Source organism: Bacillota bacterium (assembly GCA_013314855.1).
In the GTDB taxonomy this organism is placed as follows: Bacteria; Bacillota; Clostridia; order Acetivibrionales; family DUMC01; genus Ch48.
Genome location: JABUEW010000013.1, coordinates 1 through 16,418 on the forward strand (window position 1 = coordinate 1; position 16,418 = coordinate 16,418).

The window sequence follows — 16,418 nt, forward strand, 5'->3', positions numbered from 1 at the left end:
TATTAAAAAAATAAAATGCGCCCTCTCATTTTTTCGAGGGCTTTTCGATTTTAATAAACTATTTAAACCATGGACATCAACTTAATTTGCATACCTTTTTATCATAAATTGATGATGTTTACTTGTTTTTGTGTATTTTTCAAGAGCAGGCTCTATTTCCGACTTTTTAAGATATCTGAAACGTATGGTTGTGTGGTTCTCGAAACCGTTTTCGTACACTATTTTCATTACTGTTTTATGGTCCACCCTGTATTTGTTCATTAATTCCTGGACTGTTATATAGTCCTCAATAGGCCTTGGAATTAACGGATCTCCACCAAAATACTTTACACACATTTCCGTAATTGTTGTAGGATTACTACCAAGCTTCTGGGCTATTTGGACATAGGTAAGCCCCTGTTTTCTTAAATTCCAAATGTCCTCTTTGTTAATCTTCTTAATATCTTTCTTTGCACTTTTATATATAAATCCATAGCTTGATATAAAATCGTTTATGGACATATTATGCTTTCTGGCGTGACGTTTTATATAATTATATAAAGTAGTGTTACTGTGAAGATTGTATATGTACCCTCCTACTGCAACTTTACTTAATTTTTTCTTAATATTTTCATCATAAATTTTCTTCTTCAATTCTCTGATATCTTCTCTTAATTCTTTTTGATGTTCTTTATCGCCTAAAGTTTTATACAGATAATATTCCTTGGCCTTTAAAGTAGAAGAATTGAATACCGATACGAGCATGCCGGCAAGTCCAAGTTTACGGAAATCCGAGGTATTAAGAAGCAAAATATCTTCCAGACTATATTTTTTCTTTCTAAATATTTTATGCATGAAATAGAATGCATTGTCCAATGAATCGGCTGCAGCCCACTTTATTTTATATTTGAAGTCGGTGGGGTGGAATTTATTTGGGTATACAAAGTTAAAAAGAGAATAAATAGACCAATTGAAATATGATAATACATTGTATATCCCATGTTTTAGCAGCCTGTCTTTCCAATTAAGAGTAGGTATGTCCTCAATCCGTCTTATTCCTTCCTTTCTCACCATATCTTGTACAGCTTCAATTATTGCGTTATCGTCATGCCATATACCATGCTTGCTCCACATCCATTCTTTTAGTTTTCTTGTTCTGAATTCCTCCGGGTAGGCATTTTTTAAAACAGCTAAAACATCATGATTAAAAACCCTTTGAACCATACCAAATAGTTTGTATTTAATCAAAATGGATTTTAACTGTTTCAAATTGTAGTTGGGCAAGTTGGTAACTTCAAGCCCGGCAAGATTTTCAAAACAATAACGGGTAAGGACGCGACACTTCACTTTTATACCTTTTACCTGTTCTTTTTCTTTTGTCCAAAAATCCTTTGGGAAGCTTTCTCCTTCTTCGAGAACTTCCTTATACTGCACTAATGCTTCAAGCTCTGTCGTGTTTAATTTAAATATATTTACCATGTCAACAACCCCATGCAAATTTGTAAAATTTATAATATGATTTGTCAGATTTGTTATTTTATTATACTATTATCTACATATAAATTCTATCTATGAGTAAATTTTTTTTCTACGTAAAATGAAAATAAATTTTTTACTGCTTTTTTAGCAAAATTAAACAAAGTTTTACCAATGCGCATAAAACAAGAAATCTATCGTTAATTTGGTTTTACAAGTATTGGCTTAAGTTAGCCACATATGGTATTATAATAATATAAAATTTACCGCTGAACAATCATCTGTAACAACAGGTAGGTAGAAGGATGGTGACGATATCATGCAATACTTTGAATGTAGAGGTTACAAATTGCCATTAGGTAGCAAAACTTATATTATGGGAATACTTAATGTTACTCCCGATTCTTTTTCTGATGGAGGTAAATATACTACAGTTGAGGCTGCCGTTAAAAAAGCGAGGGAAATGGTAGAAGAAGGGGCAGATATAATTGATATTGGCGGAGAATCTACAAGGCCGGGGTTTAAAGCCGTAGAGGCAGAGGAAGAATTAAAGAGAGTATTGCCTGTTCTAGAATTGCTTGTAAAAGAGCTGGGTGTGCCCATATCGGTTGACACAAGCAAAGCGGTTGTGGCGGAGAAGGCCCTTCAGGTAGGGACCCACATTATTAACGATATATGGGGACTGCAAGGAGATCCTTTAATGGCCGAAATTGCGGCTAAATACAATGCAGGGGTTATAGTAATGCACAATAAGGTTGATAAGGTATACGATGATTTACTGGGGGAAATTAAGCAGTTTTTGAAGAAAAGCATTGATATTGCCTTAAAGTCCGGAATAGGACGCAATAGTATTATCATTGACCCCGGTATAGGATTTGGGAAGACTTTTCAACACAACCTAGAGGTTATGAAGAGGCTTGGTGAGTTAAAGGATTTAGGGTTTCCGGTACTCCTTGGAGCATCCAGGAAGTCCTTTATAGGCCAAATACTCAATTTACCTGTTAATGAAAGAGTAGAAGGTACTGCTGCCGCTACTGCTCTTGGGATTGCCGGAGGAGTCGATATTGTACGGGTACATGACGTGAAGGAGATGGCAAGGGTTGCTAGAGTAGCTGATGCCATAGTTAGAGGTGAGGAGTGGGAGATTAGAGGTGAGAAGTGAGAGGTGAGAGGTTAGAAGTGGGAGGTTGGAGGTAAAGAGTAAGAGGTGAGGAGTGAGAGGCGGGAAGTGAGAATGGATAAGATAATTATTAAAAATATGAAAATCTATGGGTATCATGGAGTTTTGCCGCGGGAGCAGAAGGAAGGCCAGCTTTTCTGTATTGATGTAGAGATGTATACAGATTTGGGAAAAGCGGGAGATTCAGATAGTCTTGAGGATACGGTAGATTACTCTGAAGTTTATAATTTGGTTAGAGATATTGTGCAAAGTAATAAGTTCCAACTTATAGAGAAATTGGCTAAAACTATAGGTAAAGCCATATTGCAAAAATACAATAGGGTAGATAGTGTTAAAATATGTGCAAGAAAGCCTGAGGCACCCATAGAAGGAGAATTTGGTTGGGTAGGTGTAGAGGTACACTTACACAGGGAAAGGGTTTAAGATGCCGAAATACCAAAATAGTATAGTAAGATTTACAAGAAACAGGGATGAAGAATAAAATTTGCACAAAATTGAAACGGGGAGGGAAAAATGGATTCCAAAGCTCATATTGAATTAGCTAAAGCTTATATTGGATTGGGTTCGAATATGGGAAATCGTTATGAAAATCTTATGAAGGCAGTTAAAGCCGTTTCAGCTTTAAATAATACCAGGCTAATTAAATCTTCCGGAATATATGAAACTGAACCTGTAGGATATTTGTTACAGGAAAAGTTTTTGAATATGGTTATTTTGATTGAAACCGGCTTAAGCCCCCTGGAACTTTTGAAAAAACTACAGGAAATAGAGGGTATGCTTAAAAGAAAAAGAATAATACATTGGGGGCCGAGAACTATTGACCTGGATATTTTGCTTTATGATAAAATAACTCTTAACCTTCCGGAATTGAAAATACCTCATCCTGAATTGTTGAAACGTGCGTTTGTATTAATACCCTTAAAAGATATAGAACCGGATATGGAAATATACGGAATAAATATTGACAGATATATAGATGCATGTAATGATAAAGATGGAGTAAGGCCTTATTATTCCTGTTAATAAGATGAAAAGCGTGATAAGCGTCGCATTGCGTTGTCAGACTTCGGGCGCAAAAATCCTCACATATACCCACATATGCTATTAAGGGACCCGTGAGGAGACCCGTGAAACCCTGCTACCAAAAAGGGGGGTGACAGGATGCGAAGCATCCGTCATGCAGGGGGGAATGCCCCCCTATGAGTGACCAAGGCTTCCTAGCACTGCTCGCTTCTGACGCTTTTCATTGATATTTGTGACTGGAGGTCATGAATGTTAATAAGATGAAAGGGGGGATTTTGTGGCGGAGGTTTATTATTATATACCGGCGGATAAAGCTGAATACGTGGTAGAGTGCGGTTTGAAGCTGTCAAGATGGTATGACAAGGAAGTGCTTATTAATGGAGTTAAAAAGAAGTGTATAGCTGCCCTTTTAAATCCAAAAGACGATATAGAAAAATTTAATAATAATAATTTAAAGTGTATCAAACTGGAAGTGCCTTCTAATTATTGCTATGTAGCAGATAAATATCTGTATGACACAGGCATTAATATACCGGAGGTTATGGACCTTTACACTGCCTCAATAGTACCTATTGAAAAATATTTGTTTGGCTTTCATAGATTGCCTGAATGTCTTGTTACCACTACCGTCATTGCAGGACAGGTAAGGATAATGAACAAAATTAAAGATTCTCCTGTGTTGATTAACAGTTCTGAAGAACTTTATATAGACAATCTTATTGAAATGAATAAAGAAAGATATATTGATTTTGAAGACACCGTTCTTTATTATTTCTATTCTAAGCTTGCAGAATTTCAAAAAATTGATAAAATTGAAGACAGGGAGAAAAAAATAGCAATATTTATAGATAAAGTACAGGGAAGGGCTATTACAATTAAAATACCAGAAATGATAAGGGGTATAAGTTTATGAAGGGAAATAAGGAGTAGGGTATGGATGTTCCGGATATACTTAACGAGTATGAAATAAGGCATAATTTGAATACCCGGATTCTGGGTAGAGAAGTTTATTATTTAAAGAGCGTAGATTCTACAAACAACTATGCAAAACAAATTGCTTCCGGAGGTTGTCAAGACGGAACGGTGGTTGTTGCAGATATGCAGACGGCAGGGAAGGGTAGGTTAGGGAAATCGTGGGATTCTCCTGATAAAAAAGGCATATGGATGTCAATAGTTTTAAAGCCTTTAATTGAGCCGTCCAAGGTACAGATTATTACACTAGCAGCTTCTGTGGCGGTTGTATCGGGTATAATGCATACTGTCGGAGTGCGTGGAGGGATAAAGTGGCCTAATGATATAATCCTGGAAGGGAAAAAAGTTTGCGGAATATTGACAGAAATGAATTCTGAGCAGGATAAAGTAAACTATGTTATAGTTGGGATAGGGGTTAATGTAAATCAGGATGTTGGGGATTTTCAAGAAGGTTTAAGGGGAAAGGCAATATCCTTGAAAAGTTACAGGGAAATTGCCGGAATGCCTGATACACAGTTGAAAAGAAGAGATATAATAAAAGGCATATTGGTTGAGATGGAAAAAGTATATAATCTTATTAAGAAAGGAGAAACAAGGGAGATTATAAACAAATGGAGGGAATTTTCCATAGTGCTGGGAAAGGAAATCAGGGTAATTTCCGGTAATAATGAATACACAGGCAGGGTGGAAGATATTACTGATGACGGAAAATTAGTTATTAAGGCTGCCGACGGAGCTATACACAAATTAGTGTCCGGAGAAGTCTCAATTAGAGGTCTGGACGAATATTCAATGCAATAATAATAAAAAATTTCAACAAGACAGGAGTAAAAATAATGATAGTGGATTTTCATGTACATTGTTTCCCGGATGACCTGGCGAAAAGAGCAATTCCTAAACTGGAAGAAAGGGCCGGAATTGCTGCCAGCTATGATGGTACCTTGAGTGGACTAAAATGTTCAATGAGTGAAGCACGCATAGATTGCGCGGTAATCCAATCTATTGCAACTAAACCCGCTCAGACTAAAGCAATTAATGACTGGTCGGCAGCTATACAGAATAATGCTGTACAAAATGGAGAAGCGCAAAATGTAGAAATGCAAAACGCAAGGATTGTTGCGTTTGGAAGCATTCATCCTGACTACAGCGACTGGAAGGACGAACTTAAAAGAATAAAAGATTTAGGGTTAAGAGGTTTAAAGTACCACCCGGATTACCAGGAGTTTTTTGTTGATGAAAAAAGAATGCTCCCTATATATGAGGAGATATTCAAATTGGACCTTATTTTGCTATTTCATGCAGGGCTTGACATAGGCCTTCCAGAACCATACCATTGTACTCCGAAGAGATTATTGAATGTTTTAAGAGCTTGCCCCGGAGGTAAAATAATTGCAGCCCATATGGGTGGTTTCAAATGCTGGGATGATGTTGAAAAATATCTTATGGGAGAAGATATATATTTTGACACTTCGTATGGTATTGGGTGGATGAATGATATTCAGGCGAAAAAAATAATTGCCAACCATGGTTATGAAAAGATACTATTTGCAACTGATGCGCCGTGGGCCCTTCAAAAAGAGGAAGTTGACAGGTTTAGAAAATTAGGCCTTGAGGATAATATCAGGGATGCTATTCTGGGTGGAAATGCTTGCAGACTACTGGGTCATTCAGTGAATCATTAGGAATTCAGTGAGTCGTTTGGATAACAACTTAAAAGAAGAAATAAAAGAAGAAAGGGTGAAATTAATGACAAAAAAACAGGAGTACGGCCAAATACCTGCAAAAAAAAGAAGCGATTACGATAACAATAATAATGAAAATTATAATCAAAGACAAAATCGAGAGCAAAATCAGCGCAAAGGAAATAATTATAATATTTATAGTAAGAATAAGGGGAGAAGTCGGTCTCTTGCAGACTGTGCCAATTCAAAGCATGAAAAAAAGTCAAAAGCTGATGAAACTATAAATGATATAAAAGAGGATATTATCAGAATCGAAAAAGAAATAAGGCTTGAAATTAATGAGATAAGAAGTTTAAAATTAGGACTATAGAAAAGCTGTACAAATAAATGAGTCTGTCACGGAGGGAACTTAGATATGCTGTTTGTTATGGATATAGGTAATACGAATATTGTTATGGGAGTATATGGTAAGGAAGGCCTGTTATTTCATTGGAGATTGGGTACGAACAGGGAAAAAACTTCCGACGAGTATGGTATATTGATTTTAGAACTTCTAAATTATGAAAAAATTGATGTTTATAAAATTAAGGCTGCTGTTGTAGCATCTGTGGTACCTCCTATTAATAATACTATTGAAAATGCAATTTTAAGATATTTAAAAGTAGAACCTTTATTTGTAGGCCCGGGTATAAAAACAGGGATTAATATAAAACTGGATGACCCCCGTGAATTAGGAGCAGATAGAATAGTGAATGCTGTTGCCGCCTATGAAATATATGGGGGACCTGTTATCATTGTAGATTTTGGGACAGCTACTACTTTTTGCGTTGTAACATCAAAGGGCGAATATTTGGGCGGTGCTATATGCCCTGGGATTAAGATTTCTGCTGAAGCTTTATTCCATAGGACTTCTAAATTACCTAAAATTGATATAGTAAAGACACAGAGTATTATAGGTAAGAATACGGTTGCTGCAATGCAGTCGGGGATTTTTTACGGCTATGTGGGGCAAGTGGATTATATTGTAAAGCGAATGAAAGATGAAATTAAGGAACCCGGTGTAAAGGTTATAGCAACAGGAGGCCTGGCCGGCCTTATAGCTACAGAATCCGAGACAATAAATCAGGTAAATGGGTTGCTTACTCTTGAAGGCTTAAGGATAATTTACGAAAAGAATAGATAGAGGTGGAATTTGAACAAAAACAATTTACGTCTTAACGCACCTATATATAAAGCAGTAAAAAACTATGCAGGAGAAAATATTATACCTTTTCATATGCCTGGACATAAAATGGGAAAGGGTTTTCCTGATGAGTTTATAAAGAACCTTGCCAAGTTCGATATAACTGAGCTACCCAACACAGATAACCTGCATTTCCCGGAGGGGGTAATAAAGGAGGCGCAAATTTTAGCTGCAAAGGCTTTTGAAGCAGAAAAAACCTTTTTTTTAGTAAACGGTTCTTCTTGCGGAATACATGCTTCAATAATGTCTGTTTGCAGGCCGGGAGACAGAATACTTGTAACAAGGGATTGCCACCGGTCGGTTATAGGGGGTATGATGCTTGCAGGGGCAGATCCTGTATACATTAATACAGAATTTGACAATTTTTTTGGAATACCTACTATATTGGACCCGGAGAAATTAGAAAAAGCGTTGGAAGATGACCCCGATGTGGCGGCAGTCCTGGTAACTAGGCCAAATTACTACGGCATTTGCTCTGATATAAGGCAAATAGCAGAGATAACCCATTCATATGGAAAAATCCTTATTGTAGATGAAGCTCACGGCGCCCATCTTAAGTTTAACAAGACTCTTCCTCCAAGTGCTGTTCAAGCAGGGGCGGATATTTGTATACAAAGTGCCCATAAAACCCTGCCTGCCCTTACACAAGGTGCATATCTTCATGTAAAATCCAGTATGGTGGATATTGAAAGGCTCGAATTTAACTTAAGATTACTCCAGACTACAAGTCCCTCATATATTATTATGGCGTCTTTAGATATTGCCAGGGAGATTATGGAATGTTTTGGAGAACAACTATTGGAAGAAGTGATAAAAAATTCAGAATGGTTAAGGCATTCTGCTAATAATTTGGGTAGTTTTGTACCTCTTGCAGAGAATCATATTGGTCATGGTAATAAAGTCCGGAATAATAATGTTTGCGGAATGAAGAACAGGGTAAAAGAAAATGAAGAAAAGATAATTGGGAAAAAATTTCTGGATAAAACAAGGTTGGTATTAAATTCGAGAAATTTAGAAATGGCAGGTTATACAGTATCACATATACTTAGGAAAAAATTCCGAATACAGGTTGAGATGGCCGACATATTTAATATTGTGTGTATATCTACTATATCTGACAGAAGAGAAGATTTTGAGACACTATACCGCGCTTTGAGTGAATTGCCTTCAGTCTTAAAAGGATTAAAAGATTTTAAAAATTTTATAGATTTCAAAAACTTTGAAGATTTTAAAGGACTTCCCATACCTAAACAGGGGATTCGGCTTTGTGATATTGGTAAAACCCGAGGAAGAACTGCAGTACTCAAAGATTCAATAGGAAAGGCAAGTAGAGATTTTATTGTGCCGTATCCTCCTGGAGTGCCGGTTATTTGTCCTGGAGAGATTATTACGGAAGAAGTTGTTGAATATATTTACAATGTGATTGAATGGGGCGGTACTGTTAATGGTGTAGATAAAAATTTTTTTGTAGATATAATTGAATAATATGGTATAATTTATTTAAGGGGATTTAGTTATGAGAAAGGGAATATTTATTAGTGTGGAGGGTACCGATGGTTCAGGGAAGTCTACACAGATTAACCTTATAAGGGATTACCTGGAAGAGAAGGGATATAATGTAATAGTTACAAGAGAGCCTGGAGGAACGGAAATTAGCGAAAAAATACGTTCAATAATTCTTGACCCGCAAAATACAGGAATGGGAGAAATAACTGAAATGTTGTTGTATGCTTCTTCCAGAGCACAGCTTGTATATGAGGTAATTAAGCCTGCGTTAAAATCGGGGAAAATAGTTATATGTGACAGGTTTATTGATTCAAGTTTTGCCTACCAGGGATATGGACGAGGGATAAATTTAGATTATATAGCTAAAGTTAATAATATAGCATTACATGGAATAATGCCGGATTTGACCTTTTTCTTTGACCTTTCTCCGGAAGCTGCCCTAAAGAGAAGATTCGCATCTTCAGGACCTGACAGGATTGAACAAGAAAATATAGGATTTCATATGAAGGTTTATGAGGGGTATAAGATTCTTGCCGCATCATACCCTGAGAGGATAAAAACAATAAATGCAGAAAGAGGTAAGGACGAGATATTCAAAGATGTAAAGGAATGGCTTGATAAACTATTATAATATTTCTACAATAAAATATTGTAACAATAAAAATAGTGAAAAAGGGGAGGTTGTCAAATGAAACTTGTATTTGCTATTGTCCATGATGAGGACGGCCCAAAAGTTATGGATGAATTGAACAGGAATGGTTTTAGTGTTACCAAGCTTTGTTCATCAGGAGGTTTTTTAAGGGCCGGCAACACCACGCTCTTAGTAGGAGTAACTGAAGAAAAGCTGGATAGTGTTATCAAGATAATAAAACAAAAATCAAAGAGCAGGAAACAGGCAATCAATTCAACAATGATACCCAACAATATGGGAGGGATGTTTATGCCTTACCCCGTTGAAGTTATTGTAGGAGGAGCTACAATTTTTGTCCTTAACGTTGAAAGGTTTGAAAAGGCGTAAGTTACAGCTTGTCGGGGGTGAGTGCCTTGAAAATTCAAGAATCTTTGGGTAATCGGCCAAAGATAATCGGAATTAACCAAAGTGAAGATAGGAAAAGTATGGAAACTAAAGATTTAGGTTTCCAAGGCCAGTTGCACCAAGCGGAATATGGAAATTATAAAGGAAGGTTAGACCAATTGGCCTGCCAAATATTTGAACAGGGTAAAAAAATTGAGAAAAGGATGGATATTAAAGAATTAATAGTCTATAAAAAACTTGTTTCAGAATTCCTAAATGAGTTTCTCGGCAACTCTCATAAGTTTTCAAAACAAAGTATACTTGACAGAAGGGGTAGATACCGGGTTTATTCTATTATTAAAAAGATTAACCGACAGCTTGATAGTTTGGCAGAAGATGTTTTGGACAACCAAAAAGGTAATTTAAAAGTGTTACAGCGACTTGATGATATTAAGGGGCTTATATTGGATTTGTTGATGTAATAAAAGGGAAAAAACAAATTTATTAGGAGAAAGCCAATTTTTATGAATTTCAACAGCATTATAGATTTTAGTAGTATTACGGGACAAAAGGAAATTGTTGGCAGACTTAAAAGCTCAATAAAACAAAATGAAGTTAGACATGCATATATATTCAGCGGTCCTAAAGGTATAGGCAAAAAGACTGTTGCAAAGGCTTTTGCTTATATGCTTTTGTGTAGCCGCCCAGGAGAGGACGGAGGTTGTGGGAAGTGCTTATCCTGTAGATTATTTACAGGAAATACCAACCCTGATTTTTATATAATAGAGAGTAGAGGTACAAGTATAGCGGTTGATGATATCCGGAATATGCAAAATGACATTGCTGTAAAACCCTTATATTCAAACAGGAAGGTATATTTAATTGTTGATGGAGAGAAAATGACAGTACAGGCCCAAAACTGCCTGCTTAAAACATTGGAAGAACCTCCGGCGTATGGGGTTATTATTCTCACTACTTCAAATTATAATGCATTGTTGGACACGGTTTGTTCCAGGTGTACAAAGTACGCTTTTGTAAAAAATACAAATGAAGAAGTACGGCAAGTGCTCGAGTCTAAAATTTGTAAAAGTGGAGATGAGCTGGATTTTATAATACAATATGCTGACGGGATTATTGGTACAGCATTGGATCTCGCCTTATCAGACGAATTTATACCTTTGAGGGAAAAAACTGTTGATATCCTTTTAAGGTTGGCTACCGAAGGCCAGGAAAAATTCTTTGAGATATGCGGGTTTTATATGGAGAATAAAGACAGTATAGATAAGGTGTTGGATATAATGCTTTTGACTTATAGGGATTTAGTTGTATCTTTAGCAGGTGGAAAAGAAAACATGTTGATTAATTCAGATAAAAAAAATAAAATTATAAGTATGGCCGAAAAGTTTACTTTGGAGAAACTGCTTAAAAACATTGAAATAGTTGAATTTACGCGTCGTAGTATAAAGCAGAATGCCAATTTTCAACTGGCTATTGAAACAATGATTATTAGGCTTCAGGAGGATTAGATATACGTGGTAAAAGTTGTTGGAGTAAGATTTAAAAAAGCAGGAAAGATATACTATTTTGATCCGGATAACATGGATATTGATGAAGGTACCTGCGTAATAGTTGAGACTGCAAGAGGAATTGAAATGGGAAAGGTGGTACTGCCGAACAGGGAAGTAAATGAGGAAGAAATTGTGGCACCTTTAAAGAAGGTTATAAGAATAGCCACAGAAGAAGATGTTAAACATCATGAAGAAAATGTGGAAAAGGAAAAAGAGGCATTTGATATATGCCTCAAGAAAATTAAAGAGCATAACCTTGAAATGAAACTTATAGATGTAGAATATACGTTTGATAATAATAAGATACTATTCTATTTTACTGCTGACGGTAGAATTGACTTTAGGGAACTGGTAAAGGATTTGGCGGCAATTTTCAGGACCAGGATAGAATTAAGGCAGATAGGAGTAAGAGATGAAACCAAGATGATGGGAGGCGTTGGTATATGTGGACGGGTACTGTGCTGTAAAGGTTTTTTATGTGAATTCCAACCTGTATCAATAAAAATGGCTAAAGAACAGGGGCTATCCTTAAATCCTGCAAAAATATCGGGTTGTTGCGGAAGACTCATGTGTTGTTTAAAATATGAGCATGAAGCTTATGAGGAAGTTTTGAAGAAAATGCCTAAAGTTGGTGCCGTAGTAAGTACACCCGAAGGCCAGGGGGTGGTCATGGAAACAAATATCCTCAAAGAGACAGTAAAGGTCAAACTGGATAATGAAAATGAACCTGACCTTAAAATATTTAATGTAGATAAAATTAAAGTAATAAAGGATGTTGCCGGTCAGCAGGAAGATTTGGATATAGACTTGGAAGCATTAAAAGAGTTGGAGGATTAAAATATGTTGCAACACTCCCTTGTATATATTATAATTAGTTCGGTAAATTTATTAATTTAATATGTAAAATTATTAAATTTACCCTGTTTTTATATAAAATTAGGGGGTGTTTTTTGAGTGTCATATTATATTACAGACGAGTGTATAAGCTGTGGAGCCTGTGAATCGGAATGCCCTGTATCATGCATTTCGGAAGGTGATGGAAAGTATGTTATTGATGAAGATGCTTGCATAGAATGTGGTTCATGTGCAGATGTTTGTCCTGTTGATGCTCCTCAACAGAGATAAAAATAAGTATTGAATGTAATATTTGAAATCAAGCGGGGTCGGAAATGATATACACCTTGCTTGATTTTTTTACGGAATGGGGAGTTAATATGTCTGTAGACTTAAAAGAAAATGAAACCATAGATGATTTGCAATATAAAGGCCTTATGTTGATACAAAAAAAAGAGGGATTCCGTTTTGGTATGGATGCGGTATTACTGGCGAATTTTGCCGATGTTAAAAAGGGTGATATTGTATTGGATATTGGAGCGGGTACGGGAATAATAAGTATACTGATTGCAGGAAAAACAGAGGCTAAAACCATATTTGGACTGGAAATTCAAAAAGAAATGGCAGAAATGGCAGAAAGAAGTGTCGTATTAAATAATCTCCAAGATAGGGTAAAAATAATTCAGGGTGATATCAAAAATGGCCTGGAATATTTTGGTCCTTCCGGATTCAACGTGATTGTCACCAATCCCCCGTATATGGCACGCGGTGATGGACTGACAAATCCTGCAGATTCAAAGGCTATATCAAGGCATGAAATAACCTGCACCCTTGAAGATATAATTTCAGTGAGTAGCAAACTTCTTGTTCCCGGAGGACAACTAGCCATGGTCCATAGGACCGAGAGATTGGTGGATGTTCTTTTTTTAATGAGGACATACTCTATTGAACCAAAATACATAAGATTTATACACCCATCGGTTTACAAAAAAGCAAATATTTTTTTAGTTAAAGGGACAAGAGGAGGAAATCCCCAGTTAAAAATGATAGAACCTTTATATATATATGATTCCCCTGGAGTGTATTCTGAAGAGATTAATAAAATATATGGACGTAAGTGAGAAAATACAAAGACGTAAGTAAGAGGTGAAAAAACTTTGGAGAAATGCTGCCCGGATAAAAAGGATTTGGATAAAAAAGGGACACTATATCTTGTAGCAACGCCTATAGGGAATTTGGAAGATATAACTTTAAGAGCATTGAGAGTTCTTAAGGAAGTGGACTTGATTGCTGCAGAAGATACAAGACAGACATTGAAGTTGCTTAATCATTATGAAATAAAAAAACCAATAACAAGTTATTATGAGTATAATAAGGCCGATAAAGGAATCTTTATTATAAATGAGCTTCTTCAAGGCAAGGATGTAGCTTTGGTATCTGATGCAGGTTCACCTGGCATATCCGATCCCGGGGAGGATCTTGTAAAGCTTGCTGTTGACAATGGGATTAATGTAACCATGGTACCCGGACCTATTGCTGCGATTACAGGCCTGGTATTATCGGGACTTTCTACAGGCAGGTTTATTTTTGAGGGTTTTCTGCCTATTAACAAAAGAGCCCGTAAAGAAAGAATACTATCTTTAAAAAATGAGACAAGGACCATAATATTCTATGAAGCACCCCATAAACTTATATATACACTAAGAGATCTTTATAACTTCCTCGGCGAAAGAAAAATTGTATTAGCAAGAGAGCTGACTAAGAAATTTGAAGAAATTATTAGGTGCAACCTGTCGGAAGCAATAGAAAAATTTGAAACGGAAGTGCCTAAAGGAGAATTTGTCCTGGTATTGGAAGGTGCATCAGAAAAAGACATTCTAACGAAAAAAAGAGAAAAATGGAATGAAATAAGCATTGGAGAACATGTTGATATTTATATAAAGCAGGGTCTGGATAAAAAGGAGGCAATGAGAAAAGTTGCGGAAGACAGGGGCGTAACAAGGAGAGATGTTTATAAAAGTTTAACTAAAGAATTTAACTAAACAAAAAGAAAAAAGCAAACAAAAGATAAAGGGTTAGTGTGTTAACACTAAACCTTTATCTTTACAAAAAACTTGAGGGCAAACTTAACCCTTTAATTCTTTCATACAAACCTGGCAAATGTTTTTGCCTTTGTAAGAAATAACGTCTTTCGCATCGCCGCAGAATATACATGCCGGTTCATACTTTTTAAGTATAATTGTTGCCCCGTCAACGTATATTTCCAGTGCATCCTTTTCTGCGATGTCGAGAGTTCTCCTTAACTCAATTGGAAGTACAACTCTTCCCAATTCGTCAACTTTTCTTACAATACCTGTTGATTTCATAGTTCACTTCCTCCTCTAAAATTACAGTATTCGACAAACTTCTGTAACTTAATAGTACCATATATACCAATAATCGTCAAGAATAAAATTAAAAAAATTCAAAAATTTGTTATAAAATATTTTGGGTGCTGCAAACTATACGGCGTGAAATACTGTAATTAATTATATTACAGGAGATTTAATAATTTTATTACTAATATATTAAAATTTGTTTAAAAATATTTTTCTTCCAAAATACTCAATTTATGGTCATATTATTATAATAGTACAAAATTGCTAATAGCAACGATATGTGACGTAGTAATAAATTATCATAGGATATAAAATTCTCGGGTAATAGATTCATGCAAACTGACATATAAATTATTGTAAAACATGGGGAAGGGTTCTTTATGTTGAATTATATATGGTTTGGAATGATTACATTTGGTTTTATTGTTGGAATAATGAATGGAAGAATAAATGAAGTTACAAATGCAGTAATAGAATCTGCAGGAGATGCTATTAAACTTAGCATTAATTTACTTGGAATTATGTGCCTGTGGTCAGGTTTAATGGAAATAGCTGAAAAAAGCGGACTTGTAAAAAATATTGCTTCAATTGTAAAGCCACTCCTTAAGTTCTTATTTCCCAAAATTCCCAGGAATCATCCTGCTATGGGAGCAATAGTGATGAACCTTGCAGCTAACATATTAGGGCTTGGAAATGCAGCCACACCTCTAGGATTAAAGGCAATGACGGAACTCCAAAAATTGAACCCTTTAAAACAAACGGCATCTAATGAAATTGCCATGTTCTTGGTTTTAAATACTGCGTCTTTACAATTAATACCTACATCAGTAATTGCTATACGTTCTCAGGCAGGCTCCACAAATCCTGTGGAAATAATAAGCACAATTTGGGTAGCTTCTGCTTTTGCTGCAATTGCAGGCATAATATCATTGAAAGTGTTTTCTTATGTCGGAAGAAAGAGATAATTAATAATAAAGGTAATATCAAGAGGTATTATAAAGAAAGAGGTAACATAAGAAGTGAAGATTATTATATTGCTAGCCGATTATGCCATACCAATTACATTTCTGGTTATATTGTGCATAGGACTATATAGGGATGTTAAGGTTTTTGATATCTTTATTGAAGGTGCAAAGGAAGGAATTGCAACTATGTTGAGGATAATTCCTTCATTGGTAGGCCTTTTTACAGCTGTTGGAGTATTTAGGGCATCCGGAGCTATGGAGCTTATAGTTTACATTGCAAAGCCAATAACATCCCTTTTTAATATACCGCCGGAGGTATTACCTTTAATATTATTAAGGCCCATATCAGGAAGTGCTTCCCTTGCATTGGTGTCGGATATTATAAATGTTTATGGGCCTGATTCTTTTATAGGAAGGCTTGTATCTACCATAATGGGATCTACCGAGACTATATTTTATACGTTGACAATTTACTGTGGATCTGTTGGAATCAAGAATATCAGATATACACTTGCAGCGGCATTAATCGCTGATATAGCAGGAGTTCTTACATCAGTATGGATATGTACATTGATTTTTCATAATTCTACTTGAACT

20 protein-coding genes and 1 pseudogene are annotated in these 16,418 nt (G+C 35.9%); 19 read left to right on the top strand and 2 right to left on the bottom strand.

What is annotated here, in order from left to right:
* Nucleotides 1–81: 81 nt before the first annotated feature.
* Nucleotides 82–1,458: a hypothetical protein gene (locus HPY74_03380; GenBank protein NSW89721.1), complete on the bottom strand. Its 1,377-nt coding sequence runs from the start codon at nt 1,456–1,458 to the stop codon at nt 82–84.
* Nucleotides 1,459–1,774: 316 nt separating this feature from the next.
* Between HPY74_03380 and folP the strand changes: the two genes are divergently transcribed.
* The 17 genes and pseudogenes from folP (at nt 1,775) to rsmI (ending at nt 14,520) form a co-directional block, all read left to right on the top strand.
* Nucleotides 1,775–2,617 carry a dihydropteroate synthase gene (gene folP, locus HPY74_03385; protein ID NSW89722.1) on the top strand — a complete coding sequence of 281 codons (843 nt, stop codon included), beginning with the start codon at nt 1,775–1,777 and terminating at the stop codon, nt 2,615–2,617.
* Between the two features lie 72 nt (nt 2,618–2,689).
* Nucleotides 2,690–3,058 carry a dihydroneopterin aldolase gene (gene folB, locus HPY74_03390; protein ID NSW89723.1) on the top strand — a complete coding sequence of 123 codons (369 nt, stop codon included), beginning with the start codon at nt 2,690–2,692 and terminating at the stop codon, nt 3,056–3,058.
* Nucleotides 3,059–3,148: 90 nt separating this feature from the next.
* Nucleotides 3,149–3,658, top strand: coding sequence for a 2-amino-4-hydroxy-6-hydroxymethyldihydropteridine diphosphokinase (folK, locus tag HPY74_03395; protein ID NSW89724.1), 510 nt, complete (start codon nt 3,149–3,151; stop codon nt 3,656–3,658).
* Nucleotides 3,659–3,935: 277 nt separating this feature from the next.
* Nucleotides 3,936–4,571 carry a hypothetical protein gene (locus HPY74_03400; GenBank protein NSW89725.1) on the top strand — a complete coding sequence of 212 codons (636 nt, stop codon included), beginning with the start codon at nt 3,936–3,938 and terminating at the stop codon, nt 4,569–4,571.
* Between the two features lie 20 nt (nt 4,572–4,591).
* Entirely contained in the window at nt 4,592–5,431 is an 840-nt protein-coding gene (locus tag HPY74_03405; protein NSW89726.1) for a biotin--[acetyl-CoA-carboxylase] ligase, read from the top strand.
* A gap of 35 nt (nt 5,432–5,466) precedes the next feature.
* A complete protein-coding gene (locus tag HPY74_03410) occupies nt 5,467–6,312 on the top strand; it encodes an amidohydrolase family protein (GenBank protein NSW89727.1) in 846 nt (281 codons plus the stop codon).
* 16 nt (nt 6,313–6,328) lie between these two features.
* The gene (locus HPY74_03415) at nt 6,329–6,682 is read left to right on the top strand and encodes a hypothetical protein (protein NSW89728.1); all 354 of its coding nucleotides are present in this window, start codon (nt 6,329–6,331) and stop codon (nt 6,680–6,682) included.
* Between the two features lie 45 nt (nt 6,683–6,727).
* The gene (locus tag HPY74_03420; protein NSW89729.1) at nt 6,728–7,495 is read left to right on the top strand and encodes a type III pantothenate kinase; all 768 of its coding nucleotides are present in this window, start codon (nt 6,728–6,730) and stop codon (nt 7,493–7,495) included.
* Between the two features lie 30 nt (nt 7,496–7,525).
* Nucleotides 7,526–9,040 (top strand): annotated as a pseudogene (locus HPY74_03425) (aminotransferase class I/II-fold pyridoxal phosphate-dependent enzyme).
* A gap of 31 nt (nt 9,041–9,071) precedes the next feature.
* Nucleotides 9,072–9,692: a dTMP kinase gene (locus HPY74_03430; GenBank protein ID NSW89730.1), complete on the top strand. Its 621-nt coding sequence runs from the start codon at nt 9,072–9,074 to the stop codon at nt 9,690–9,692.
* A 57-nt stretch (nt 9,693–9,749) separates the two neighbouring features.
* Complete coding sequence (locus HPY74_03435) at nt 9,750–10,079, top strand: cyclic-di-AMP receptor (GenBank protein ID NSW89731.1); 330 nt, start codon at nt 9,750–9,752, stop codon at nt 10,077–10,079.
* Between the two features lie 26 nt (nt 10,080–10,105).
* Nucleotides 10,106–10,558 (top strand): YaaR family protein, encoded by a 453-nt coding sequence (locus HPY74_03440; GenBank protein NSW89732.1) that lies wholly within the window; start codon nt 10,106–10,108, stop codon nt 10,556–10,558.
* Nucleotides 10,559–10,618: 60 nt separating this feature from the next.
* A complete protein-coding gene (locus HPY74_03445) occupies nt 10,619–11,602 on the top strand; it encodes a DNA polymerase III subunit delta' (protein ID NSW89733.1) in 984 nt (327 codons plus the stop codon).
* Nucleotides 11,603–11,608: 6 nt separating this feature from the next.
* Nucleotides 11,609–12,481 (top strand): stage 0 sporulation family protein, encoded by an 873-nt coding sequence (locus HPY74_03450; protein NSW89734.1) that lies wholly within the window; start codon nt 11,609–11,611, stop codon nt 12,479–12,481.
* 117 nt (nt 12,482–12,598) lie between these two features.
* Nucleotides 12,599–12,769 carry a 4Fe-4S binding protein gene (locus tag HPY74_03455; protein NSW89735.1) on the top strand — a complete coding sequence of 57 codons (171 nt, stop codon included), beginning with the start codon at nt 12,599–12,601 and terminating at the stop codon, nt 12,767–12,769.
* Between the two features lie 89 nt (nt 12,770–12,858).
* Entirely contained in the window at nt 12,859–13,599 is a 741-nt protein-coding gene (locus tag HPY74_03460; GenBank protein ID NSW89736.1) for a tRNA1(Val) (adenine(37)-N6)-methyltransferase, read from the top strand.
* A 66-nt stretch (nt 13,600–13,665) separates the two neighbouring features.
* Nucleotides 13,666–14,520 carry a 16S rRNA (cytidine(1402)-2'-O)-methyltransferase gene (rsmI, locus tag HPY74_03465; protein ID NSW89737.1) on the top strand — a complete coding sequence of 285 codons (855 nt, stop codon included), beginning with the start codon at nt 13,666–13,668 and terminating at the stop codon, nt 14,518–14,520.
* 84 nt (nt 14,521–14,604) lie between these two features.
* On the opposite strand, the gene HPY74_03470 is transcribed toward rsmI, so the two are convergent.
* Nucleotides 14,605–14,844 carry an AbrB/MazE/SpoVT family DNA-binding domain-containing protein gene (locus HPY74_03470; GenBank protein ID NSW89738.1) on the bottom strand — a complete coding sequence of 80 codons (240 nt, stop codon included), beginning with the start codon at nt 14,842–14,844 and terminating at the stop codon, nt 14,605–14,607.
* A gap of 392 nt (nt 14,845–15,236) precedes the next feature.
* Here HPY74_03470 and HPY74_03475 point away from each other — a divergent pair, with 392 nt between their 5' ends.
* On the top strand, nt 15,237–15,821 hold the full coding sequence (locus HPY74_03475) for a nucleoside recognition protein (protein ID NSW89739.1): 585 nt from the start codon (nt 15,237–15,239) through the stop codon (nt 15,819–15,821).
* Between the two features lie 54 nt (nt 15,822–15,875).
* Nucleotides 15,876–16,415 carry a spore maturation protein gene (locus HPY74_03480; protein ID NSW89740.1) on the top strand — a complete coding sequence of 180 codons (540 nt, stop codon included), beginning with the start codon at nt 15,876–15,878 and terminating at the stop codon, nt 16,413–16,415.
* Nucleotides 16,416–16,418 lie beyond the last annotated feature (3 nt).